21 protein-coding genes are annotated in these 22,446 nt (G+C 64.2%); 13 read left to right on the top strand and 8 right to left on the bottom strand.

Annotated features, from left to right (window positions below; genetic code table 11):
• Positions 1 to 10: 10 nt before the first annotated feature.
• From C8J36_RS19145 to C8J36_RS19130, 4 genes are all read right to left on the bottom strand, one after another.
• A complete protein-coding gene (locus tag C8J36_RS19145) occupies positions 11 to 880 on the bottom strand; it encodes an ABC transporter permease (RefSeq protein ID WP_132536967.1) in 870 nt (289 codons plus the stop codon).
• Positions 877 to 1,734 carry an ABC transporter permease gene (locus tag C8J36_RS19140; RefSeq protein WP_132537055.1) on the bottom strand — a complete coding sequence of 286 codons (858 nt, stop codon included), beginning with the start codon at positions 1,732 to 1,734 and terminating at the stop codon, positions 877 to 879. Before C8J36_RS19140 ends, C8J36_RS19145 begins: the two co-directional genes overlap by 4 nt.
• Positions 1,734 to 2,801, bottom strand: a complete 1,068-nt coding sequence (locus C8J36_RS19135) for an ABC transporter ATP-binding protein (RefSeq protein WP_132536966.1) — start codon at positions 2,799 to 2,801, stop codon at positions 1,734 to 1,736. The genes C8J36_RS19140 and C8J36_RS19135 overlap by 1 nt, the downstream gene beginning before the upstream one ends.
• Positions 2,802 to 2,899: 98 nt before the next feature.
• Positions 2,900 to 4,096 (bottom strand): extracellular solute-binding protein, encoded by a 1,197-nt coding sequence (locus C8J36_RS19130; RefSeq protein WP_348631366.1) that lies wholly within the window; start codon positions 4,094 to 4,096, stop codon positions 2,900 to 2,902.
• A gap of 249 nt (positions 4,097 to 4,345) precedes the next feature.
• Here C8J36_RS19130 and C8J36_RS19125 point away from each other — a divergent pair, with 249 nt between their 5' ends.
• On the top strand, positions 4,346 to 5,485 hold the full coding sequence (locus C8J36_RS19125; protein ID WP_132536964.1) for an ROK family transcriptional regulator: 1,140 nt from the start codon (positions 4,346 to 4,348) through the stop codon (positions 5,483 to 5,485).
• A 205-nt stretch (positions 5,486 to 5,690) separates the two neighbouring features.
• Here the strand turns inward: C8J36_RS19125 and C8J36_RS19120 are convergent, their stop codons facing one another.
• Both C8J36_RS19120 and C8J36_RS19115 read right to left on the bottom strand, forming a co-directional pair.
• Positions 5,691 to 6,497, bottom strand: coding sequence for an SDR family NAD(P)-dependent oxidoreductase (locus C8J36_RS19120; RefSeq protein ID WP_132536963.1), 807 nt, complete (start codon positions 6,495 to 6,497; stop codon positions 5,691 to 5,693).
• 18 nt (positions 6,498 to 6,515) lie between these two features.
• On the bottom strand, positions 6,516 to 7,370 hold the full coding sequence (locus tag C8J36_RS19115) for an NAD(P)-dependent oxidoreductase (RefSeq protein WP_132536962.1): 855 nt from the start codon (positions 7,368 to 7,370) through the stop codon (positions 6,516 to 6,518).
• A gap of 357 nt (positions 7,371 to 7,727) precedes the next feature.
• Between C8J36_RS19115 and C8J36_RS19110 the strand changes: the two genes are divergently transcribed.
• From C8J36_RS19110 to C8J36_RS19100, 3 genes are all read left to right on the top strand, one after another.
• Positions 7,728 to 8,369, top strand: a complete 642-nt coding sequence (locus C8J36_RS19110; RefSeq protein WP_132536961.1) for an isochorismatase family cysteine hydrolase — start codon at positions 7,728 to 7,730, stop codon at positions 8,367 to 8,369.
• A 61-nt stretch (positions 8,370 to 8,430) separates the two neighbouring features.
• Positions 8,431 to 8,988, top strand: coding sequence for a MarR family transcriptional regulator (locus tag C8J36_RS19105; RefSeq protein ID WP_132536960.1), 558 nt, complete (start codon positions 8,431 to 8,433; stop codon positions 8,986 to 8,988).
• A gap of 71 nt (positions 8,989 to 9,059) precedes the next feature.
• A complete protein-coding gene (locus C8J36_RS19100; protein WP_132536959.1) occupies positions 9,060 to 10,241 on the top strand; it encodes an amidohydrolase family protein in 1,182 nt (393 codons plus the stop codon).
• A 70-nt stretch (positions 10,242 to 10,311) separates the two neighbouring features.
• Here C8J36_RS19100 and C8J36_RS19095 read toward each other — a convergent pair whose 3' ends face one another.
• The gene (locus C8J36_RS19095) at positions 10,312 to 10,908 is read right to left on the bottom strand and encodes an amino acid synthesis family protein (RefSeq protein WP_132536958.1); all 597 of its coding nucleotides are present in this window, start codon (positions 10,906 to 10,908) and stop codon (positions 10,312 to 10,314) included.
• Positions 10,905 to 11,489 (bottom strand): amino acid synthesis family protein, encoded by a 585-nt coding sequence (locus tag C8J36_RS19090; RefSeq protein WP_132536957.1) that lies wholly within the window; start codon positions 11,487 to 11,489, stop codon positions 10,905 to 10,907. The genes C8J36_RS19095 and C8J36_RS19090 overlap by 4 nt, the downstream gene beginning before the upstream one ends.
• A 274-nt stretch (positions 11,490 to 11,763) precedes the next feature.
• Between C8J36_RS19090 and C8J36_RS19085 the strand changes: the two genes are divergently transcribed.
• The 9 genes from C8J36_RS19085 (at position 11,764) to C8J36_RS19045 (ending at position 22,443) form a co-directional block, all read left to right on the top strand.
• On the top strand, positions 11,764 to 12,765 hold the full coding sequence (locus C8J36_RS19085) for a BMP family ABC transporter substrate-binding protein (RefSeq protein WP_132536956.1): 1,002 nt from the start codon (positions 11,764 to 11,766) through the stop codon (positions 12,763 to 12,765).
• A gap of 207 nt (positions 12,766 to 12,972) precedes the next feature.
• Positions 12,973 to 14,502, top strand: coding sequence for an ABC transporter ATP-binding protein (locus tag C8J36_RS19080; RefSeq protein WP_132536955.1), 1,530 nt, complete (start codon positions 12,973 to 12,975; stop codon positions 14,500 to 14,502).
• Entirely contained in the window at positions 14,499 to 15,569 is a 1,071-nt protein-coding gene (locus C8J36_RS19075; protein WP_132536954.1) for an ABC transporter permease, read from the top strand. The genes C8J36_RS19080 and C8J36_RS19075 overlap by 4 nt, the downstream gene beginning before the upstream one ends.
• Complete coding sequence (locus tag C8J36_RS19070; RefSeq protein ID WP_132536953.1) at positions 15,557 to 16,555, top strand: ABC transporter permease; 999 nt, start codon at positions 15,557 to 15,559, stop codon at positions 16,553 to 16,555. The genes C8J36_RS19075 and C8J36_RS19070 overlap by 13 nt, the downstream gene beginning before the upstream one ends.
• A gap of 25 nt (positions 16,556 to 16,580) precedes the next feature.
• Positions 16,581 to 17,615, top strand: a complete 1,035-nt coding sequence (locus C8J36_RS19065; protein WP_132536952.1) for a nucleoside hydrolase — start codon at positions 16,581 to 16,583, stop codon at positions 17,613 to 17,615.
• Between the two features lie 12 nt (positions 17,616 to 17,627).
• On the top strand, positions 17,628 to 18,569 hold the full coding sequence (locus C8J36_RS19060; protein ID WP_132536951.1) for a nucleoside hydrolase: 942 nt from the start codon (positions 17,628 to 17,630) through the stop codon (positions 18,567 to 18,569).
• Positions 18,570 to 18,623: 54 nt separating this feature from the next.
• A complete protein-coding gene (lhgO, locus tag C8J36_RS19055) occupies positions 18,624 to 19,844 on the top strand; it encodes an L-2-hydroxyglutarate oxidase (RefSeq protein ID WP_132536950.1) in 1,221 nt (406 codons plus the stop codon).
• 124 nt (positions 19,845 to 19,968) lie between these two features.
• Positions 19,969 to 21,156 carry an acyl-CoA dehydrogenase gene (locus tag C8J36_RS19050; RefSeq protein WP_132536949.1) on the top strand — a complete coding sequence of 396 codons (1,188 nt, stop codon included), beginning with the start codon at positions 19,969 to 19,971 and terminating at the stop codon, positions 21,154 to 21,156.
• Between the two features lie 129 nt (positions 21,157 to 21,285).
• Positions 21,286 to 22,443 carry a CaiB/BaiF CoA-transferase family protein gene (locus C8J36_RS19045; protein ID WP_132536948.1) on the top strand — a complete coding sequence of 386 codons (1,158 nt, stop codon included), beginning with the start codon at positions 21,286 to 21,288 and terminating at the stop codon, positions 22,441 to 22,443.
• Positions 22,444 to 22,446 lie beyond the last annotated feature (3 nt).

Here is a 22,446-nt window from a genome sequence, read left to right as displayed (position 1 = left end):
CTTGTGGACATCAGATCTTGCCCATGCCCGCGGCCATCAGGTCGTCGCGCAGCACGCGGCCGGCGATGACGAAGACGATGAGGGCGGGCAGGAGCAGGAGGAAGGAGACGATGGAGGCGAGCGGCAGCTGCATCGAATAGGGATCGAGATACATGTAGAGCTTGATCGGGAGGGTCTCGACCACGGGAGCGCCGACGATGAACGACTTGTCGAACTCCTCGAAGCTGCCGACGAAGGACATGAGACCGCCGGCGAGAAGGCCGGGCACGGCAAGCGGCAGCACGATGTGCCTGACGATGCCGGGCGTGCCGGCGCCGAGCGAGCGGGCGGCGTGGATCAGGTCGTCGGGAATGGTCTCGAGCGCGGCCGTCATCAGGCGGATCATCAGCGGCAGGGTGCCGACGATCTGGACGAGGATGACGCCGGCCACCGAATAGGCGAGCCCGAGCGCGAGGAAGATCTGCCCGATGCCGACGGCCACCACGATGCCGGGAATGATGATCGGCGCCAGGATGAAGACCTCCACCACCCGTTTCAGCCGAAAGGGAAACCGCGCCATGGCCCAGGCCGTGGGCAAGGCGATGATCGCCGTGGCGAAGGTGACGACGATCGCGATGACGACGCTGTTGATCGCCGCGCGCAACAGCCCGTCATCGGCGAGCACGTCCGCCCATCTCGCCGCTGTGTAGGCCTGCGGCAGCAGGTTCGGCGGGCGCCAGCCGTCGGCGATGCTCCAGAGGAACATCAGGCCGAGCGGAAGGGCGATCGCCAGGAACAGCGAGACATAGAGGCCGATCGCGACCGGGAGCCGGTCGTCGCTCGTGAAGCGCAAGCTGCGGGCTTGGCGAAGTGCTGGCGCGGGGTCTGAAAGGGCGGTCATCGGGCGTCTCCGCGTCCATGCGCATCGCCGATGCGCGATGTGAGGGTGTAGTAGGCGACGAGCACGGCGACCGCGAAGGCGCTGAGCACCATGCCCATGGCGAAGACCTGAGGAAAGCGGCCGAGGTTGAATTCCTCGACCATCAGCACCGACAGCGGCCTTGCGGTCGGCGGGCCGACGATATCGGGGATGGCATAGGAGCCCATGGAGCCGATGAAGGTGAGGAGCACGGCCGCCGTGATGCCGGGCATCGCAAGCGGGACCTCCACGAGGAAGAACGTGGCAAGGCGTGACGCCCCGAGCGTTCTCCCGGCGAAACGGATATCCTCCGGGATCGCGGCGAAGGCACTGGTGATGATCAGCGTCATGAAGGGGATCTGCTTCCAGACGCTGGCGAGAATGACGCCGACGCCCCAATCGTCCCGCACGAGCTTCGGCAGGCCGAAACCGAGCGGGGCGATCGCCCGATCGATAAAACCGCCGCGTTCGAAGAGCACGATGATCATCAGGCCGACGATGATGCCCGGCACCGCGAGTGGCAGCTTGTAGAGGCCGCTGAACAGTTTTCGCCCGACGAAATGCCGCCGGATGGCCAGCGATAACGGCACGGAGACGATGAGCGAGACGACGACCGGCGCCACCCCGAAATAGATGGACGTGCCGAGACCACGCAGCATGGAGGGTCGCGTGAAGATGCGGCTGTACCAGTCGAGCGTGAAGCTGCCGTCCTCCAGGCGCAGGCTGCCGATGAAAGCAGAGGCGAGCGGCCCGCCGAAGAAGAGGAGGAGATAGCCGACGCCGGGCGCCAGAAGCAGCGGCAGGAGCATGCGCCGATCGCGCAGGAGCATCGACATCATGCCGCCTCCCGGTCGGGGGCGCGGTCTTCGAGCAGCGGCAGGCGGTCCGGAAAACTCAGCGCGACGGTGCGGCCGGGCTCGATCAGCGCATCGCCGCCCGCCTGGCTCACCTTCAGGAGCGTATCGCCGATGGCCACCGTGTAGAGCGCGCTCGCACCCATGAAGGAAACGCCGGCGACGGTTGCCGGCGCGCTGAAGCCTGTGTCCCGCCCGCCGCGATCGCAGGCGCGGATGCCGATGCTTTCGGGGCGCACGGACACCTGGCCCGGGCCTGCGGCGTCTTCGGCCAGATCGACCAGCTGTCCCCAGGGCAGGTGCGCCTTGCGGCCGGACGCGGTGACGGCGAGAAGGTTGGTCTGTCCGAGGAAACCGGCCGTGAAAGCCTGTCGCGGCGATCGGTAGAGCTCCAGCGGCGTCCCGACCTCGATCACGCGGCCGGCATTCATGACGACGATCCGGTCCGACATGGCCATCGCCTCGGCCTGGTCGTGCGTGACGTAGAGGCTGGTCGCGCCGATGCGCCGGTGCAGCGCAACGAGTTCGTGGCGCAGCGTGTCGCGCAGTTTCGCATCGAGATTGGACAGCGGCTCGTCGAAGAGCAGCAGGTTCGGCTGCATGACGATGGCGCGGGCGAGCGCAACGCGCTGCTGCTGCCCGCCGGAAAGCTGGCGCGGCATGCGGCTCGACAGGCCCGTCAGCGTGCAGATCTCCATGGCATGTGCGATCCGCCTTTGCTGCTCCGCCTTGGCGACGTTCTTCATTCGCAGGCCGAAGCGAAGGTTCTGCTCCACGGTCATATGCGGAAAGAGGGCGTAGGATTGGAACACCATGGCGATGTCGCGCCGTTCCGGCGGCAGCACGTCGACGCGCTTTCCGGCAAGGCGGATCTCGCCGCCGCTCTGCTGGCTGATGCCCATGACGATCCGTAGGAGCGAGGACTTTCCGCACCCGGACGGGCCGAGAATGGTGACGAACTCGCCCTCGTCGACGGACAGCGAGACCGGATGAAGGGCACGGCTGGTGCCGTAATCCTTGGTGATATCGGTGATCTCAAGCATGCTCATGGCGGTTTCCTGATGGATCGATAGGGGCGGCGTCGAGGGAGGATCGCGGCTGGCGCAGCCCCGGCAGCGACATGCCGCCGCCGGGGATGGCCGAACGGCTACTGGTTGAGGACCTTCACATCCAGCACGTTGGAAAGCGCGGTGGCCATGTCCCAGAAGGGCGTGACGGTGAGGCGCGGATAGACGCTGGCCGGCAGCATCTGCGCCTGCTTGTCGGCCGGCACCTGGGCGCTCGTCACATCCGTGCGCGGCGAGCGCGAGGCCTTGGTCTCAAGCTTCCAGAGCTGAAAATCCTTGCTCATCGCCAGGTCGATCAGGAGAAGAGCCGCGGCCACATGCCGGGCGTTGGCCGGCACGAACATCGCATCGCCCGAACCGACCTGACCTTTTTCGAGCAGGGTCAGCCGCATGGTTTCCGGGAGCTGCTTCGTCCCGAGGAAGGTCATCACCTGATCCTCCCAGACCGTACCCATGGCAAGCTGGCGATTGTTGATGAGGTTCAGCGTATCCGCATTGCCGTTGGTCAGTTCGGCGACGGCCAGCAGACGACGGTAATAGTCCCAGACCGGGTCGAGGCATTCCGTGTCCATGGCCCAGTCCTCGGCCTCTTGCGCGCTCTGGCGCGTGTCGGTCAGCTGTGTCTTGCAGTCGCCGGTGAGACGGTCGAGCGCCAGAGAATAGAGAAACCCGCTGCCCGAACCGCCCTTGGCCGGCGAGGTGATGCCGACGCGCTTCGGGTTCTTTTCTGCCCAGACGAGCAGATCCTCGAAAGTTCTGGGCACGTCTGAAGCCGCGACCACGGCGCTGTCATACCCGATGGCGGTCTGGTTGAGATGGACGAGCGGGAAGCTGCCGCCATGGGGCTTGCCGAAGACGCTGTCGCTCAGAACCGGGTCGTAGTGGTCCATATTGGGCAGGATCTTCGTCAATGCGATCTTGCCGACGACACCCTTGGACGACAGCAGCGGATAACCGCCGCCACCGGCGAAATAGACATCGACCGGAGAATCCTGGCCGGCGGCCTGCACGGCGATGAGCTGCTGGTTCGCCTGGTCGCCCTTTACGTCGCTGTAGGTGACCTTGATGCCGTATGTCTCCTCGAAGCGGCGGATGAGTTCCTTCCACGTATCGCCGAAGCTGCCGGCGAAGTTGTACATCGTCACCGCGCCTTCGGCCTTCGCCGCAGGCACGACGATGTCGTAGAAATTCTCGCGGGTGACCGACGAGAGATCGAAGCTGAGGTTCTTCATGTTGGTTTCGGCGCCACGTGCGGGCACGGTGGCTGCCGTCAGCATCAAGGCAGTCGCTGCAAGAAGGGTCCGGAACATGGGGTCTCCTGTGATCCGAGGAAGGGTCGTGATGGGGCTGTCGTGCCTCTGGAGGCATGCGCGTTGACGTCGGCGGAGTATTACTACACCTTGAGTGTAATATTTATGACGGTTTGATGAATTTCACGATTTGCCTTGCCGGTCGTTGCCGGGCGGGACCCGGCGCGATATCCAGCGGCCGTGACGTGAGAGCCGAGACGGCCGGAGGACGAGGACATGCCAGCGGAACGGGACGCGCTTTCGCAGATGCCGCTGGCCAGCGACAACGAGCGCATGATCCTCGATGTCCTGCGTCGCCACGGCGCGATGGCGCGATCGACCATCACGAGCCACACGAACCTGACGCAGCAGTCGGTCCACCGGCTGGTCGAGGGGCTGGTCGAGCGTGGCCTGTTGCGAACCGGGGCGCCGATCGGCGGCATGCGAGGTCAGCCGAGCCCGACGATCGAACTGGCGCGCGGCGGGGCAAGCGCGATTGGCCTCTCCGTCAACACGGACTCGGTCGTCCTCTGCATCACCGATCTCGCCTGCGACATCATCGTGCACGAGAGGATGGACCTCAACCCGAGCGACCGGGAAACGACCCTGCAGGCGATCTCCACACGGCTCGACGCGCTGCTGGAGCAATACCGGGTCCCGAAAAGCACCCTTGCCGGTCTGGGCTTTTCGATGTCGGGTTTCTTCGTGTCGGAGGATCGCGCCTTCAATGCACCGGAACCGCTCGCCGACTGGTCCTTGCGCAATCTGCGCCCGGAGCTGGAACAGGCGTTCGGCCTGCCGGTCTGGCTGGAGAACAACGCGACGACGGCGGCGATCGGCGAGAGCATGCGCGGCGTCGGCCTCTGGTGCCGGACCTTCGCCTTCCTCTCCTTCAATTACGGCTTTGGCGGCGGTCTGATCCTCGACGGCAAGCCGTTCCACGGCTTCCATGGCAATGCCGGCGAGTTCAGCGGCATCTACATCCCCGGCGAATCCGAACGACGCCCGGCGTTGCAATATCTCCTGGCGCGGCTGCAGGAGAACGGCATCGACATCGATAGCGTCGAGGTGCTGCGCCGGGATTTCGACCCGTCATGGCCGGGCGTCGAGGCCTGGCTGACGGATACCATGCCGCAGGTCGATCGCCTGATCGCAACGCTCGTCGCCGTGCTCGACCCCCAGGCCATCGTCTTCGGCGGCCAGCTTCCGCCCGCCCTCGGCCGCATGATGATCGCGCGCGCCCATCTTCCCTCCGCGCGCATCCACCGCTACGGCATCGGGCCGCCCGAGGCGCAACTCGTCCTCAGCGAAACCGCCGGCGACCCCGCCGCCATCGGCGCCGCCGTCCTGCCGCTGAAGCTGCGGTATTTTGCGTGACACGATGTGCAAGGATGCTTTGCAGTGCAGGGTGAGGGATGGCTGCTGACGCCAGGCGGCCATCATCTCACGGTTCCACACGTTGAGTTTCTTGATTGACGGACAGTCAAACGCCGCCGCGCGCATGGGAAACCGCAGAGATGGAAACCTTGCCTTTCGGTTCCGCAGGGCTGGGCCGGATGTCCGTTCCTCGACACAAAGGACTTCAGACCAGCCGCGGGAATGCCTCGGCATCCGGGGCGTTGGCCCAGCTCTGCAGGGTCTGGCCGCCGTCGATCAGCCAGTCGACGCCGGTCACGTGGCGCGCATCGTCCGAGGCGAGGAAGGCGACCGCGGCAGCCACGTCTTCCGGCTGGCCGATGCGGCGCAAGGGAATGCGGTCGGAAAACCGACGGATGCCGGCGTCATAAGCGGCATCGTCCCCCGCGGGGACGCCGAGCCGCGTCTCGATCACACCGGGGCAGATGGCGTTGACGCGAATGCCATAGGGCGCGGAATCGAGCGCTGCGATGCGGGTTAGGCCGACGACGGCCTGTTTGGTCGATGCATAGCCCGCTCCGCCCGAGAGTACGTCCCAGCCCGCCATGGACGAACCCATGTTCACCACGGCGCCTTCGACTTTCGCTTCGATCATGACGGCCAGTGTGGCGCGCAACACGTAGAAAATGCCGTTGAGATTGATGCCGACGATCTGCTGCCAGTCCTCGATGGCGAGTTCGTGGACCGGTGCGACCTTGCCCGAGATGCCCGCATTGTTGAACAGCACGTCGATACGGCCAAAATGGGCAGCGACATCGCCCACCATCGCGGCGGCCGATGCAGGATCCGCCACATCGACGGCAAAGGCCTTCGCTCTCGCACCGAAGCTCGTGGCAAGCGCTTCGGCCCTGTCGAAATCGATGTCAGCGATGGCAATGCGAGCGCCTTCTGCCATGAAGCGCTGCACGGCCGCGCGTCCGATGGCGCCTGCAGCGCCTGTGATCAGCACGACCTTGTCAGCAAACCGCATCATTGCCACTCCTCTCGCATTTCAGTTTTCGGATGCCGGATAATCCCGCCAGGAATGGCGCGGCGCAAAGCCAAGCTGCCGCTCAGCGGCCGATGTGTCGATCAATGCGGCGCAGCCTGCAATCGACGTGCGGATCGGCGTATCCGGATACGCCTTTCCAATCAGATCCGCGCTGGCGCAATCCATATAGCTGTCGGCGGCGCTGATGAACACGCGCACGTGCCCGGTCAGCGGCCGCTCGACGGCAGCCACGAAGGCTGCGGCCGCATCGCGCGCATCGAGATAGGCCCAGAGGTCGCGTGCGGCATCCGCATGCAAGCGTCTCGGGCCGATGGCCGCGTGAAAGGTGTCCGGCGTCTGGATCCACGGCATGCGCAGGCTGACGGCCGAGAAGGCGCCGCGTCGAACCATCGTCTCGACAAGCTCTTCACCCAGCCATTTGGTTGTCGCGTAGACATCTTGCGCGCCGATCGGATGCGCTTCGTCGATCGGCAGGTAAGCCGGTATGATCGTCTTCTCGAAAAACGGGAAGCCGAGCACGCTGAAGGACGAGGCATAGACGAACCTGCGAACGCCACTGAGGCGCGCAGCCTCCACCGCGGCATACATCGCCGCCATATTGATGCGGAACACATCGACCGCTGGCCGGCCGGTCGGGCGGGGAATGGCGGCGATATGAACGAGCGCATCCATATCCTTGGCCGTTTCGGCCATCACGGCAAGGTCGCCGGCCTCGCCGGTGACATGAGACCAGGTTGCGTCTCCCGGTGGCGCGACGACATCGAGCCCAGTCACCGCGTGGCCGGCTTCCCCAAGGCTTGAAGCGACGTGACGACCGAGCAAGCCGCTCGAACCGGTCACCAGAATGCGGCTCATCGGAAAATCCCTTGTTGAACGAAGCCGAACACGGGTTGCCGCTTTCGGGGATGCGAACAGGATGTCATGAAAACGCCAGCTCCCGACATCGGATATCGAGGCGCCAAAACCGCACAGATGGCTGCCAATATCGTTGATGGTCATACGATTAGGTCTCATCACGTGGACGATGTCAAGACGGGTTTTCCGCTTGTTTTTCCCTAGAATTTTAGAAAGAAGGAAACGCTTCAGCGCCAGACGTCTGACGAAATTCCGGAGACGTCTCAGATAAACCGCTTGACTTCATCGACCTTCGATTGCTTGTTTGATCATCAATGAGTTTTACCATTGCTCCTCCCCTTCATCACGGAGACGCCCATGTCGCTCGACGTCTTTTCTGCACATCTTGAACAGCAGGACATCCGCCTGGATGGAAAGCGGAGCGCTCTGATCGTCATCGACATGATCAACGAGTTCTGCAAGCCGGGCGGCAAGATGGTGTTGCCGGGCTATGAGGCACTGGTCGGGCCGCAACGGGCGCTGGTGGAGGCCGCGCGTGCGGCCGGAGTGCCGGTCATCTGGGTTCACGACGCGCACCGGCCGGGAATGCGGCATGAGCGCGAATGGGCAAAGCGCACGCCGCACGGACTGGAAAATACCTGGGCGACGGAGATCATCGAGGATCTCGGCGCCCGACCCGACGACATCCACGTTATCAAGCGTCGCTACTCGGCCTTCTTCCAGACCGATCTCGATCTGACGTTAAAGGACATGCAGATCGACCAGCTCGTCATCTGCGGTGTCGTCACCAATATCTGCGTGCGCTCGACCGTCCATGACGCGTTCTTCAACGGATACGCGGTGGTTGTGCCGGCTGATGCCTGCGCTGCGACCGGGCCACGCGAACAGGAGAGTTCGCTCTACGACATCGCCACGCATTTCGGCATTGTTTCGGATACGCAATCCGTCGTTGCCGCGCTCGGCAGGGGCGACACGCTCACCAATATGATTGCGGCCTGACCGCGCAGGCGGCGATTGCGGCCCAACAAGAGCGCGACCGCCCCCAGGACTTGCCAATCGAATGGAAGAGCTTTTGAAGACGATCGATCCCATCTCTCCTGATCTCCTATCGCCGAACGCGAACGACGAGGCCGCTGCGACCGCGCTTCCCGAACTCGGCCGCGATGAAATCCAGGCGTATTATGCCCGGACCGGATATTCGCTGGAGCATCATGCGGCGCATCTGCTGCGACGCGCGCATCAGCGGGCGACGGCCTGCTTTCAGGCGGTCATGCCCGAAAACGACCTGACGCCGACGCAGCTCGCCGCTTTGGCGACGCTTTTGAAACAGGGCGAGCTTTCTCAGAACCATTTGGGCCGCATGACGCAGATGGACCCGTCAACCATCAGTCTTGTCGTCAAGGCACTGATGAAGCGCGGGTTGATCGCGCGCAAGCGCTCGGAAACCGACCAGCGCATGACGATGATCACGTTGACCAATGCCGGCGTGCACTACACCTTGCCGCTGCTCGACCGCTCCATGCAGGTGGCGCGCCGGCTGCTGTCACCGCTCTCGCCCGGCGAGCAGGCAACGCTGCTCGACTTGCTGAACAGGGTCGGCGAACCCGAAGCGGACTGACGCCAGCCGATACGCGGGCGCCGTCATGCCACGCCGCAATTGCCACGATCAAGCCCTGAGGAATTCCGACGATGCAACCCTCTTTCGACCGTCTTCTCATTCGCAATCTCGGCTTGGTGCTCACCGGCGACCTCGCCGCGCCAATTGCAGATGCGGACACCATTCTTGTCGAGGACGGGCGGATCTCGGCGATCGGACGGGCATCCTCCATGGCGCTTCCGGACGGCATCACGGTGATCGACGCCAAGGGCTCGGCCATCATGCCGGGCATGATCGACAATCATTCGCATCCTGTCATGGGCGACTGGACGCCGCGGCAGAACCAACTCGGCTGGATCGATTCCACCTTGCATGGCGGTGTGACGACTCTGGTCTCGGCCGGCGAGGTGCATGTGCCCGGTCGTCCGCGCGACGTGATCGGCGTCAAGGCGCTCGCCATCACCGCCCAGCGCGCCTTCAGCGCGTTTTCCCCGACAGGCATGAAAGTGCTCGCAGGGGCCTTGATCCTCGAGCACGGGCTGACCGAAGCGGACTTCGTCGAACTTGCGGCAGCCGGCATCACGCTCATCGGGGAGGTTGGCCTCGGATCGGTCAAGGATGGGGCCACCGGTCGGCAGATGGTCGCCTGGGCACGGCAGAACGGCATGACCTCCATGACCCATGTCGGCGGCCATTCCATTCCCGGCTCGGCGCGCATCGGGGCAGAGACGGTGCTGGAAGTCGATGCCGATGTCGCCGCACATCTGAACGGGGGGCCGACTTCCCTGCCGGAAGCGGAACTTCGCCTTATCTGCGAAGAGAGCAGGCGCGGTCTCGAGATCGTCCACAACGGGAACATGCGGGCAGGTCTTTTCGTGCTCGATACCGTGCGCGACGTGGGTGCGCTCGATCGCCTCGTGCTCGGCACGGATGGTCCGGCGGGCTCCGGTGTTCAGCCGCTCGGCATGCTGCGGCTCCTCACCATGCTGGCTTCTCTCGGCAGCCTCGCGCCGGAAGTCGCGATATGCCTGGCGACGGGCAATGTCGCGCGCCTGCGGGGCCTGTCGGATCGAGGACGCATCGCGGTGGGCCTTGCCGCCGATCTCGTCTTTATCGATCAGGCCATGGGCGGGGCGGGCAAGGGCGTTCTTGACAGCATGACGCTCGGCAACATGCCGGGGATCGGAATGATCCTGGTGGATGGCGTCCCCCGCATCACCCGCAGCCGCAACACGCCGCCGTCGATCCTCGTGCCCGAGCTTCTGGCCGGCTGACGGCATCAGGACAGGCAAAAGCCGCGCGCCTGTCCAGCTGCGGCCTTTGCCTGTCGGTGAGAGGGAAAGTTTAGACCACGCCGTCCTTGCCGATGATTTTGTCCACCGTCAGGCCGCCGACGCGCGGGTGCGGCCGGCCACTGTCGGTCACCGCGATCGCCACGGCGATTTCGTCGGCGCGGGGGGCGTCCGGCACACGGACCTCCATGCCGTCGAAATGGCTACGCACCCGGGCTGCATCCTTGTGGCCGAGCGGAATGTCGAAGGTCGCACCCGCGGCGCCGCGTTTCTTTGAGGAGGGGATGAGGGCAGCGCCGCCGCCGAGCACGGCGCGAAACGGTGCGCCGAGCTCCGGATGGATCAGGGCCGCAGCATGTTCCAGTTCGCCATCCTCACCGACGAGGACGGCCTTGCCGAAGCTTTCGATCCGCGAGCCCTCGATCGCCAGGGCTGCCACGGCCCGCTCCGGCAGAATACGGCCGAGCACCTGTCCCACGGCCTCAAGCGCGGAGAGATCCTCGACATAGTGTCCGGCTAGGGGGTTGTGGATGACGGCGACGGAGGCCGCCCGCCGGGTCGGCTTTTCAAGCTTTCGCCCCCCCTCGATCAGCGTTTCTTCAACCACGGTCAGGATGCGGCGCAGGCCGATGGTGTCGCTCTCGCTCATCGCAGGCCATCCTCGCCCTTGATCTCGCCGGCCTTCAACCCGCCGACACGCGCATGAACGCGCGGACCCGTGGTCATCGCGAGGGCCAGCACGATTTCGTTTGCGCGCGGCGCGTCGCCGATGCCGACCTCGACCGCATCGAAATGGCTGCGGACATAGGATGCGTTGATGTGCGTGATCGGCACATCGAGGCGCGTGCCGGGTCCGCCGACTTTCTTGGTCGAGGGAACGATGGCCCGGGCATCGCCCAGGAGCTCCCGCATGGAATAGCCGCCCGGATTATGCCAGAGGGCCGCATGTTCCAGCTCTCCGGCCGATCCGACGATCGCGCCCTTGCCATAGCCTTCGACGACGGCGGGATCGCCGCCCAGCGCATCGATCAGCCGGCGCGCCATCTCCAGTCCAAGCGGCTTCAGATCATCCATGAAGAAGGCGATGTCCTTGACGTAGGCGCCGGCAAATGGGTTCTCGATGACGGCAAGCACGGAGGCGCGCCGCAGCGGCGTGTCGGTAACCGGTCCTCCCTCGTGAAAGATCTCATCCACGGAAACGACGAATTTTCGGACGACCACGTCTGCCATGTACCTCTCCATATTTGTTAGAGTGGTAACAATTCATCAGCTCCTATCGTTGTCAAGAGAGGGCGCCGAGAAACCGTTTCTCATCGCCTTCACGATGTTCCAGAGCGACGGCAATGAACGATTCTGAGCTGCAATGCAGCAAGATGAAAAAAGCGTCAGAAAGCGATTGACAAGAATTGGAAGTCGACACAGTATTCGTATGACCATCAACTAATGCGGCTTCAAGACCGGATGATGGATCTGCCGAGAAGGCTACCAGAGGGAAAGAACCACAATGAAGATTTTTGCCCGCTTCTTAGCGGCCGGCGTCGTGCTGGCTGCATCCGCCCTTCCGTCCGTCGCTGCCGAGAAGGTGCACATCGCTGCCATCTCCGGCTATTTCGCGCAAGGCTTCGGCATTTCCATCGTCAACGGCCTGAACAAGGCCAAGGACGATTTCGGCATCGATCTCAAGCTTGTCGACACGGGCAACCGTGCGCTCGATTACGAAGAGCAGTTCGCCAATCTGGCTAAGAGCGGGCAGTACGACCTGATCTTCGTCATGGGCTGGGAACTGGTGGACGCGCTGCAGAAGGTCGGCGCCCAGTATCCCAATCAGCGCTTCGTCTTCATCGACGGCGTGCTCGATGCAAAAACGATGGTCTACGCCAATTTCGCCGAAGAGCAGGGCTCGTTCATCGCCGGTGCGCTTGCGGGCCTCGTCGAGGACATGGGGCCTGAATTCGACAAGATCGGCGACGGCAAGGCGATCGGTTTCGTCGGCGGACGCGATATTCCCGTCATCCGCAACTTCCTCGGCGGTTACGAACAGGGCGCGAAATACGTTGCCCCGGATGTAAAGGTCAATTCCGTCTTCGCTGGCACCTTCGATGATCCGGCAAAGGGCAGCGAACTGGCCATGGCGCTTTACGGGCAGGGCGCCGACATCGTCTACAACGTTGCCGGACCGACGGGCGAGGGCGTGATGCAAGCCAGCGCCGCCGCCGACAAGTATTCGCTCGGCGTCGATATCGACATGTGCGCCAGTGCACCCGGCAACGTGTTGGCCAGCATGCTGAAGCGCGGCGACGTCGCCGTCTACGCGATCATCAAGGATGAGGTCGAAGGCCGCAAGGTCACGCCGGGTACGCGCACTTTCGATCTCGCCTCGGGCGGCGTCGAGGTGAAGGTCTGCGACGACGTCGCGGCAAAGCTTCCGGCCGCGATCAAGGATAAGCTCGAAACCATCCGGACGGATGTGATCGCCGGCAAGATCCAGATCGCCCGCGCGAAGTAAGCCAGATCGCCCGCGCGAAGTAAGACCGTCCGGCGAGGAGGGGGGTAGCGCCGTCGTCCTCGCCGCCTCGGATGCCTCGACCGGCGGCGCGGGCTCCCGGCGTCCAGCCGATCGGGCGGCGTGGCAATGACAGATGTCAAAGTCCGTTTTCCGTACGTGTCTCCCGCGCCGACCTTCGCATCTTCTTCTCCTGCCCCGGTATGCCTCATGGACCCTGCCGTCGATCTCTCCGGTATCACCAAGCGCTTCGGCGCCTTCACCGCCAATGACGGCATCGACCTCGCCGTCCGACGCGGCGAAATTCACGCAATCATCGGCGAGAACGGTGCGGGCAAGACAACGCTGATGAACATCCTGTTCGGCCTTCTGCAGCCGGACGCCGGCACCATCTCGATCGGCGGCAAGACCATGCTTGTCGACAGTCCGGCGGTCGCGATCAACGAGGGGCTCGGTATGGTGCACCAGCATTTCAAGCTGGTGCCCTCGCTGACCGTTGCCGACAATATCTTTCTCGGAATGGAAATCCGTCGCAACGGGCTGATCGACCGCGCCGCCCAGGTGGAGCGCACCCGCGTTCTCTCGGAGAAGTTCGGCCTGCGGGTCGATCCGCAGGAGCGGGTGGCAGGCCTTTCGGTTGGCATCGAGCAGCGCATCGAAATCCTGAAGGTTCTGGCGCGCAACGCCCGCACCATCATCCTCGACGAGCCCACCGCCGTTCTGACCCCGCAGGAAAGCCGCGATCTGTTCCAGACGCTGCGCAGCTTCGTGGACGACGGCATGACGGTGATCTTCATTTCGCATCATCTCGAGGAGGTGATGGCGGTGTCGGACACGGTGACCGTGCTGCGGGACGGCCGCGTCGTCGCCACGAAACCGAAGAGCGCGCTCACGAAGCGTGAGCTCGTCCGGCTCATGGTCGGCCGCGACGTCAGTTTCGACAGGCGCCCTCGAACCCGAAACGATGGGGCTGTCGCGCTTGAGGTCAAAGATCTCTGGGCGCGGGACGACCGTCGGCTGACAGCCCTGAAGTCGGTGGATCTGACGGTCCGCGCGGGCGAGATCGTCGGCATCGCCGGTGTTGCCGGCAACGGCCAGACCGAGCTGGCGGAGGTTCTCTCCGGACTGCGCCCAGCAAGCCATGGCGGCGCGCAGCTACACGGACACGACATTCTCGAGAGGACGCCGGCCGAGATCCGAAATCGTGGGCTCGCCCATGTCCCCGGCGACCGCATGGTGCGGGGCGTCGATCGCACGGCCTCGCTCTCGGCCAACATGCTGATGGGCCGGCAATCGAAAAAGCCCTTCGCCCGCTTCGGCGTGATCGACTGGGCGGCGGTGCATGGAACGATGCGCGCGCTGATCCAGCGTTTCGACATCCGCGCGCGCGGGCCGAAGGATCCGGCGCGCAGCCTGTCCGGCGGCAACATTCAGAAGGTCGTGCTGGCGCGGGAGTTCACGGCCGGTGGCGACGTGCTTCTCATCGACCAGCCGACCCGCGGTGTCGATATCGGCGCGCAGGAGGCGATCCACGACGAGATCATGCGCCAGCGGGCCGATGGCCGCGCTATCCTCCTGATCTCCACCCAGCTCGACGAACTGAAGGCGCTGGCCGATCGGATCCTCGTGATGTTCGACGGCCGGATCATGGGTGAGGTCGATGGCGCCGTGGTGGACGACGACGCAATCGGATTGATGATGGCCGGGATCGACCCGGCCGAGTTGACGGAGGCCTCATGACGAACCGCCTGCTCTTCCGGGGGCTCTTCTCAAAAGGGTTGGCACGAACGCTGGCGGGCCAAGCGCTCGCCTTCGCCATCGCGCTGGCGCTGGGTGCCGTCATCATTCTCATGATCGATGAAAGTCCGGTCGCCGTCCTCATGACGCTGATGCGTGGCGCCTTTGGCGATGCGGAGAAGATCGCGGGGACGCTGCTGCAGACGACGCCGATCCTGATCTGCGGCATCGCGGCCTGCATCGCCCTTCGCGGCGGCATGTTCAATGTCGGCATCGAGGGACAGCTCTTCCTCGGTGGTTTCGCGGCCGCCTGGGTCGGCTTCGCCTTTTCGCTGCCGCCGGTGCTGCATGTGCTTGCCGCGATGACGCTTGCGGTGATTGCCGGTGCGCTCTGGATCGCGATACCCGCCTTCTTCCGCGTTCGCTTCGGCACCAACGAGGTGGTGTCGACCATCCTTGCCAATTACATCGCGACGCTGCTGACCTCCTATTTCACGATCTTTCTGTTCAAGCGTCCGGGCGGGTGGTCGGAAACGCCACCGATCCTGACGAGCGCCTATCTGCCCGAACTCTTCTCCTTCTCCCGCTTGAACATCGGCCTCCTCATCGGCCTGGCGCTCGCCATCGGCGTCGCCGCCTTCTTCCGCTGGACCTCTGCCGGCTATGCCGCGACCATGGTCGGCTCCGCGCCGAAATTCGCGGAATATGGCGGCGTCAACGTGCGCCGTGTCGGTTTCGGCATCCTCCTCGTCTCCGGCGCCGTCGGCGGCCTTGCAGGCGGCGTCGAGACGCTCGGCGTGCATCACCGGTTCATGGAGGGCTTTGCGCCGGGTTTTGGCTTCGATGGGCTCATCGCGGCCCTGCTCGCCAACGGTTCGCCCATCGGCACCATCTTCACGGCCCTGTTCTTCGGCGCCCTCCGGGCCGGTTCGCTCCTGCTCGAAGTCGATACCACCGCCTCGCGCGAGATCATAACGGTCATCCAGGCACTGATCATTCTGGCGGTCTCCGCCGATCTCATGATGCGCCGACGCGGCGACCGTACGGGAGAGCGTCGATGGAAATTCTGAGCAACCTGTTCAATGTCGCCCTCCTCGTCGCGACGATCCGCACCACGACGCCGATCCTGCTGGTGGCGCTCGGCGGATCGTTCACCACCAAGGCCGGCATCTTCAATATCGGCCTGGAAGGACAGATGCTGATCGCCGCCTTCTTCGCCGTCGTCGGCTCGATCTATACCGGCTCGTCGCTCGGCGGCATGGTCATCGGCGTCTCCGCGGCCCTCGTCTTCGCCCTGATCTATGCCGTTCTCGTCGTCAGTTTCCGGGCAAACGAGGTCGTGGTGGGGCTGGCGCTCAATATCCTTGCCGGCGGCATGACCGTTTCGCTGCTGAAAGCGATCTTCGGGACGCGCGGCTCGGTGGTCGGACGCGGCATCGTCGGCCTGCCGAAGGTGCACATCCCCGGTGCGCGGGATCTCCTCGGACCCTCGACCGCGCAGCTGATCTCGGGCTACACGCCACTCGTCTACGTCGCCTTCTTCGCCGTTCCGCTGCTCATCCTCGTCTACAACCGCACCCGGCTTGGCCTTTATATCCGCGTGGTCGGAGAGAAGCCCGAAGCGGCCGAGGCGCTCGGTATCTCGATCGTGCGGATCCGCTATGCAGCATCGCTCCTCTGCGGCCTTTTCGCAGGGCTTGCGGGCGCGCACATGTCGCTCGGCTACATCACCATGTTCACCGAAAACATGTCGTCGGGCCGCGGGTTCATGGCGGTGGCGATCCTGATTTTCTCCGGTGGCGACCCGCTGAAGGTTCTGGCCGGCTGCCTGTTGTTCGGCTTTGCCGATGCATTCTCGCTCCGTCTCCAGACCTTCGGTTTCCCGTCCTATCTGGTTCTGGCCGTACCCTATGCCGTGGCGCTCGTCGCCCTGTTCGTGCTCTCCTGGCGCGCACGGCCGAAGCGCATCCGCGAAACGGTCGAGACCATCCGCCGCGCCTTGTCCGTCCATCCCTCCGGAGAAGCCGGCCGCGAAGCGCCGCTTCCCCGTTCCTGAAAACCCGAGACCTCGAAGGCTTCCCATGCAGCGTATCATCCTCGACGTGGACTCCGCCGGCGACGACATTCTCGCCGTGCTGTTTGCCGCCGCCCATCCGGATATCAAGCTGGAGGGCGTCACCACCGTCACTGGCGCCGCCGGACCGATCAAGCAGGTGACCGACGTCGTGCTGAACACGCTGTCGCTTGCCGGTCGCGACGACATTCCGGTGCATGCCGGCGCCTGGCGGCCGATTGTCGGCCACGCCAAGGCGGCCATGGAGGCGCCCGTTCATTTTGAGAAGCGGCTGACGGCGCGCTTCGGCGATCGTCTGACGGTGTTCAATCCGCCCGCGCCGGAGCCGACCCGGCAGGCCAATCCGGGCCATGCCGTCGATTTCATCATCGACACGGTCAGGGCCAATCCCGGCGAGATCACGCTGGTGACGACGGGGCCGACGACCAATGCGGCGCTCGCCATCCTGCAGGAGCCCGCTCTGCCGTCGCTCCTGAAGAACATACTGGTGCTCGGCGGCAACTTCACGACGCCCGGCAATATGACGCCCCTGTCGGAGTATAATATCTGGGCCGATCCGGAGGCGTCGCGCATCGTCCTCAATGCCGATGTCGACAAGATCCTCGTGCCACTGGATATCTGCGAGGACAATCGTGTAGCCGACAGCATGCTGACGCGCGACGATCTTGCCGACATGGCTTCGGTCGGCGCGCACAATGCCGTTGTGGACATGATCGGCAAAGTGTTTCCGATCTACATCGATATCTGGCGCGAATTCTTCGGCCTCGTCGGCTTTCCCATGGATGACGTCATCACCGTCGCGCTGGCCTTCGCGCCGGATCTCGTAACGACGACGGCGCCGCTCTTTGCCGATGTCGTCATTGAAAAAGGCGTCGCGCGGGGTCAGGTGGTGGCCTATCGCGGCCACCAGATCCTGCCCGGCGGTGACGGGCCCAGGACGACCCGTATCGCCACCGGCCTCGATGGCCGCCGCTTCCTCTCGATCTTCAAGGCCACCATGGCGCGCTATGCGCGTGCCGAAGGTCTTGGCACCGCAGCCTGAAGGACGTTTCCGATGCCGACACCCATCCTCTACGATTGCGACCCGGGCCACGACGACGCGATCGCCCTGGTCATGGCGCACCGCTCGCCGGATATCGCGCTTCTGGGCGTGACGACGACCTGCGGAAATGCCGAGCTCGACAAGACCACCTCGAACGCCATCCGTATTCTCGACTTCATCGGCGCGGGAGACGTGCCGGTCGCGGCCGGCTGCATTCGTCCGCTCGCCCGCCCGCTCGTGCTCGGAACGGCGGACGGCCCGAGCGGCCTCGAGGGCTCGCCCTACCTGCCGATGCCGCAGCGCGAACCCTTGGCCCAGCATGCCGTCGATTTTCTGGCCGAACGGCTGGCGGCGGCGCCCGAGCCGATCATCGTGGTGGCGACCGGGCCGCTCAGCAATATCGGTCTGCTCGTGCTCAAGCATCCGCAGGTGCTGCCCAAGATCAAGGAACTGATCTGGATGGGCGGCGTGTTCTACCGAAAGAGCGAGATCATCACCCCCACCGAATTCAACGCCTTCTGCGATCCCGAAGCCGTCCGGCTGGTGCTCGATAGCGGCGTGCCCGTGACCATGGTCGGGCTGGACGTGACGATGCAGGTTCTGGTCGAGGCGGAACAATATGCGGAACTAGCGACCATCGACACCGAACTCGGCAGGCTCGTCATGGACTGGCTGCGCTTCTACGAAAAACTCCACCGCAACTCCATGGGTGTCGGTGGCGCGATGCATGATCCCCTGGCTCTGGCCCTGGTGATCGACCCGACGCTGGTGCGCACGAGGCCTGCCCATATCGCCGTCGATCTCGACGGGACGTTCGCCTTCGGCGCGACAGTTGCCGATTTCTGGAAGGAACGCGGCGAGCCCGACAATGCCCGCATCGCTTATGAGGTCGATAGCGACCGCTTCTTCAAGCTGATGTTCGACCTGCTGCGCGATGCGCCTCTGGACCCATGACAGCGCTCGACGCATTCTGCACAGACGCAGAAACGACGAGCGGGGATAGCATCGGTGCCTCATGATCTTGCCATCATCGGCGGCGGCATCGTCGGACTGTCCACCGCGCTGGAAATCGCCACCCGCCTGCCCGGACTGTCCATCGTGGTGCTGGAGAAGGAGGCTGAGGTCGCCACGCACCAGACCGGGCGCAACAGCGGCGTGATCCATGCCGGGGTCTATTATCAGCCGGGGAGCCTCAAGGCGCGCTTCTGCCGGGAGGGCGTGAGCGCAACAATCGATTTCTGTCGCGAGCACGGCATTCCGTTCGAGCAATGCGGAAAAATGCTCGTGGCGACGGCCGCGGAAGAGATGCCGCGTCTCGCGGCACTGGAGGATCGATGCCGGCAGAACGGCCTGCCGGTGGAACGGCTGGATGCTGCTGAGCTCGTCCGGCGGGAACCGCATATCCGCGGCGTCGGGGCACTGTTCGTGCCGACCAGCGGCATCGTCGATTATGGACTGATCGCCCGCACGATGGCCGACCTTCTCGCCGCGAGAGGTGTCGAGATCCGCACCGGTGCCACGGTCGAGACCCTGCGCGAGGAGGCCGACGGCGTTCGCATTCAGCTTCCGCAGGAAGAGATCTGCGCCCGGCACGTTATCGCCTGCGCGGGAATCATGGCCGACAGACTGGCGCGGCTCTGCGGTCTCGCGCTCGATTTCCGCATCGTGCCCTTTCGCGGCGAATATTACCGTCTGGGTCCGGACAAGGACGCTATCGTCAACCATCTCATCTACCCGATCCCCGACCCCGCTTTGCCCTTCCTGGGCGTCCACCTGACGAAGATGATTGGCGGCTATGTGACCGTGGGGCCGAATGCGGTTCTCGCCTTTGCGCGGGAGGGCTACCGGTTTTCCGATGTCGATTTCCGAGATCTCAAGGAGATGATTGCCTATCCCGGCTTTCGCCGCCTGGTCCGCAACAATCTCCGCTCCGGCCTGTCGGAAATGGGCAATTCTCTCAGCAAGCGCCGCTACCTCGCGCTGTGCCGGCGATACTGCCCGGAATTGCAGCTCGATGACCTCTATCCCTATCGGTCGGGCATCCGCGCCCAGGCGGTTCTCGCCGACGGGAGCCTCGTCCATGATTTTCTGATCCGCGAAACCCGCAGGACGATCCATGTCTGCAACGCGCCATCGCCTGCCGCGACATCGGCGATGCCGATCGCGCGGCATCTGGCGGATCGCGCTGCGGCGCTGTTCGAATGGCGGAACGGGAGTAAGAGGGGCTAGAGGAACCGCTACCTTCCAAGAGAGTGTATGCCTGTCCGGCGAGCCGCTTCAGGGCGCGGCCGGACGCACGACGAGGGGATTGGCGAGCGCCTGGTCGCATGATCCCGCTACATTGGAGACCGATATGAGCGATATGGCACCCTTTTCCTGGAACGACCCCTTCCTGCTTGACGATCAGCTGAGCGAGGAGGAACGGATGATCCGCGATGCGGCGCGGGCCTTCGCGGAGAGCGAGCTTTCACCGCGGATCAAGGACGCCTATCTCGATGAGACGACCGATCCCGGCATCTTTCGCGCCATGGGCCGCGCGGGGCTTCTGGGCGTCACGCTTCCGGAAGTCTATGGTGCGGCCGGCGCCGGCTATGTCGCCTACGGGCTTGTGGCGCGGGAGATCGAGCGCGTGGATTCCGGCTATCGCTCGATGATGAGCGTCCAGAGTTCGCTGGTAATCTTCCCGATCCACGCCTATGGCAGTGAGGCGCAGAAGGACAGGTATCTTCCCGGTCTCGTTTCGGGCGATCTTATCGGATGTTTCGGACTGACGGAACCGGATGCCGGGTCCGATCCCGGCGGCATGACGACGCGTGCGGAAAAGACGGCGACGGGCTACCGGCTGAGTGGGGCGAAGATGTGGATCTCGAACGCCCCGATTGCCGACGTGTTCGTGGTCTGGGCAAAATCGGCCGCGCATGACGACGCTATTCGCGGGTTCATTCTGGAAAAGGGCATGAAGGGCCTCTCCGCCCCGAAGATCGGCGGCAAGCTGAGCCTGCGTGCCTCGGTGACCGGCGAGATCGTCATGGAGGATGTGGAGGTGGGGGAGGATGCGCTCCTGCCGGGCGTCTCCGGCCTGAAAGGCCCGTTCGGCTGCCTGAACCGGGCGCGATACGGCATTTCCTGGGGCGTCATGGGTGCGGCCGAGGATTGCTGGGAGCGCGCCCGCGCCTATGGCCTCGATCGCAAGCAGTTCGGCCGGCCACTGGCCGCAACGCAGTTGTTCCAGAAGAAGCTTGCGGATATGCAGACGGAGATCGCACTCGGACTTCAGGCGTCGCTGCGCGTCGGGCGCCTGATGGACGAGCATCGCTTCGCGCCGGAGATGATCTCGCTGATCAAGCGTAACAATTGCGGCAAGGCGCTCGATATCGCCCGGCAAGCCCGCGACATGCATGGCGGCAATGGCATTCAGATCGAGTATCACGTGATGCGCCACGCGCAGAATCTGGAAACCGTCAATACCTATGAGGGCACGCACGACGTCCATGCGCTGATCCTCGGGCGGGCGCAGACGGGCCTTCAGGCGTTCTTCTAGGACATTTCCAGCCGAAGCAGGCTCGCTTCGGCGTCGGAGAATGCGTCAAAAGCAAAGACCTAGACCATTTCCTGTAAACCCGTGTTCACAGGAAATGGTCGAGCATCACACGCACGCAGGAGATTTCCCATGTCCGCACCGCTCGAAGGTCTCCGCGTGATCGAGCTTGCCCGTATTCTGGCCGGACCGTGGATCGGGCAGACGCTTGCCGATCTCGGAGCGGATGTCATCAAGGTCGAGAGCGCGGAGGGCGACGACACGAGACGCTGGGGTCCGCCCTATATCGATGACGCGCAGACGCCATCGGCTGCCTATTTCCACGCCTGCAATCGCGGCAAGCGGGGAATGGTGCTCGACTTTTCCACAGCCGAGGGGCAGGCGGCGGTGAAGACCTTGATCCTGACGGCGGATGTCGTCGTGGAGAATTTCAAGGTCGGGGCGCTGGCGAAGTATGGCCTCGACTATGCAAGTCTATCCAAGGACCATCCGCGGCTGATCTACTGCTCGATCACCGGTTTCGGCCAGACAGGTCCACAGGCGCAGAGGGCTGGCTACGACTTCATGATCCAGGGTATCTCCGGCATCATGGATTTGACCGGGGAACCGGACGGCGCGCCACAGAAGATCGGCGTCGCCTTTGCCGATATTTTCAGCGGCCTCTACGGCGTCGTCGGCATCCAGGCCGCCCTCCTGCAACGAGCGCGAACGGGACGAGGGCAGCAGGTCGATATCTCGCTTCTCGACTGCATGGGCGGTGTGCTCGCCAACCAGGCAATGAACTATCTGGCGACCGGCACCGCACCGAAGCGGCTCGGCAACGCGCATCCGAACATCGCACCCTACCAGACCGTCCCGGTCTCGGATGGCCACATCATCATCGCCTGCGGCAACGATGCGCAGTTTGCCCGTCTCGCGATTCTGCTCGACCTTGCCGACATGGCACTCGATCCGAGATTTGCGGCGAACGCGGCGCGGGTGGAAAACCGCGATGGGCTGACCGCCGCGATCGAGGACAGAACCCGGCTCTGGACGAAAGCGGACCTTCTCGGCCGGCTCGAGGCAATCGGCGTTCCCGCAGGCCCGATCAACACCGTGGCGGAGCTGTTCGCCGACGTGCAGTTCAGGTCGCGCAACATGCAGATCGATGTCGATGGCGTGCCGGGCGTTCGCACGCCGCTTGTGTTCTCGGAAGCCCAACTTGCCTTGTCGCGCCGGGCGCCGCGGCTTGGCGAGCATACGCAGGACATTCTGAAGGAGCTTTCCGACCGAGCGCCTTCACGGGAGTAAAGG

The sequence above is a fragment of the Rhizobium sp. PP-F2F-G48 genome, from assembly GCF_004342335.1.
In the GTDB taxonomy this organism is placed as follows: Bacteria; Pseudomonadota; Alphaproteobacteria; order Rhizobiales; family Rhizobiaceae; genus Ferranicluibacter.
The sequence above is the reverse complement of the archived record's forward strand: the minus strand, read 5'-3'. Positions and strand labels throughout refer to the sequence as shown.

Coding starts and splice junctions, on each gene's coding strand:
- C8J36_RS19145 (WP_132536967.1), bottom strand. CDS start 880: ATGACCGCCCTTTCAGACCCCGCGCCAGCACTTCGCCAAGCCCGCAGC.
- C8J36_RS19140 (WP_132537055.1), bottom strand. CDS start 1,734: ATGTCGATGCTCCTGCGCGATCGGCGCATGCTCCTGCCGCTGCTTCTG.
- C8J36_RS19135 (WP_132536966.1), bottom strand. CDS start 2,801: ATGAGCATGCTTGAGATCACCGATATCACCAAGGATTACGGCACCAGC.
- C8J36_RS19130 (WP_348631366.1), bottom strand. CDS start 4,096: ATGCTGACGGCAGCCACCGTGCCCGCACGTGGCGCCGAAACCAACATG.
- C8J36_RS19125 (WP_132536964.1), top strand. CDS start 4,346: ATGCCAGCGGAACGGGACGCGCTTTCGCAGATGCCGCTGGCCAGCGAC.
- C8J36_RS19120 (WP_132536963.1), bottom strand. CDS start 6,497: ATGATGCGGTTTGCTGACAAGGTCGTGCTGATCACAGGCGCTGCAGGC.
- C8J36_RS19115 (WP_132536962.1), bottom strand. CDS start 7,370: ATGAGCCGCATTCTGGTGACCGGTTCGAGCGGCTTGCTCGGTCGTCAC.
- C8J36_RS19110 (WP_132536961.1), top strand. CDS start 7,728: ATGTCGCTCGACGTCTTTTCTGCACATCTTGAACAGCAGGACATCCGC.
- C8J36_RS19105 (WP_132536960.1), top strand. CDS start 8,431: ATGGAAGAGCTTTTGAAGACGATCGATCCCATCTCTCCTGATCTCCTA.
- C8J36_RS19100 (WP_132536959.1), top strand. CDS start 9,060: ATGCAACCCTCTTTCGACCGTCTTCTCATTCGCAATCTCGGCTTGGTG.
- C8J36_RS19095 (WP_132536958.1), bottom strand. CDS start 10,908: ATGAGCGAGAGCGACACCATCGGCCTGCGCCGCATCCTGACCGTGGTT.
- C8J36_RS19090 (WP_132536957.1), bottom strand. CDS start 11,489: ATGGCAGACGTGGTCGTCCGAAAATTCGTCGTTTCCGTGGATGAGATC.
- C8J36_RS19085 (WP_132536956.1), top strand. CDS start 11,764: ATGAAGATTTTTGCCCGCTTCTTAGCGGCCGGCGTCGTGCTGGCTGCA.
- C8J36_RS19080 (WP_132536955.1), top strand. CDS start 12,973: ATGGACCCTGCCGTCGATCTCTCCGGTATCACCAAGCGCTTCGGCGCC.
- C8J36_RS19075 (WP_132536954.1), top strand. CDS start 14,499: ATGACGAACCGCCTGCTCTTCCGGGGGCTCTTCTCAAAAGGGTTGGCA.
- C8J36_RS19070 (WP_132536953.1), top strand. CDS start 15,557: ATGGAAATTCTGAGCAACCTGTTCAATGTCGCCCTCCTCGTCGCGACG.
- C8J36_RS19065 (WP_132536952.1), top strand. CDS start 16,581: ATGCAGCGTATCATCCTCGACGTGGACTCCGCCGGCGACGACATTCTC.
- C8J36_RS19060 (WP_132536951.1), top strand. CDS start 17,628: ATGCCGACACCCATCCTCTACGATTGCGACCCGGGCCACGACGACGCG.
- C8J36_RS19050 (WP_132536949.1), top strand. CDS start 19,969: ATGAGCGATATGGCACCCTTTTCCTGGAACGACCCCTTCCTGCTTGAC.
- C8J36_RS19045 (WP_132536948.1), top strand. CDS start 21,286: ATGTCCGCACCGCTCGAAGGTCTCCGCGTGATCGAGCTTGCCCGTATT.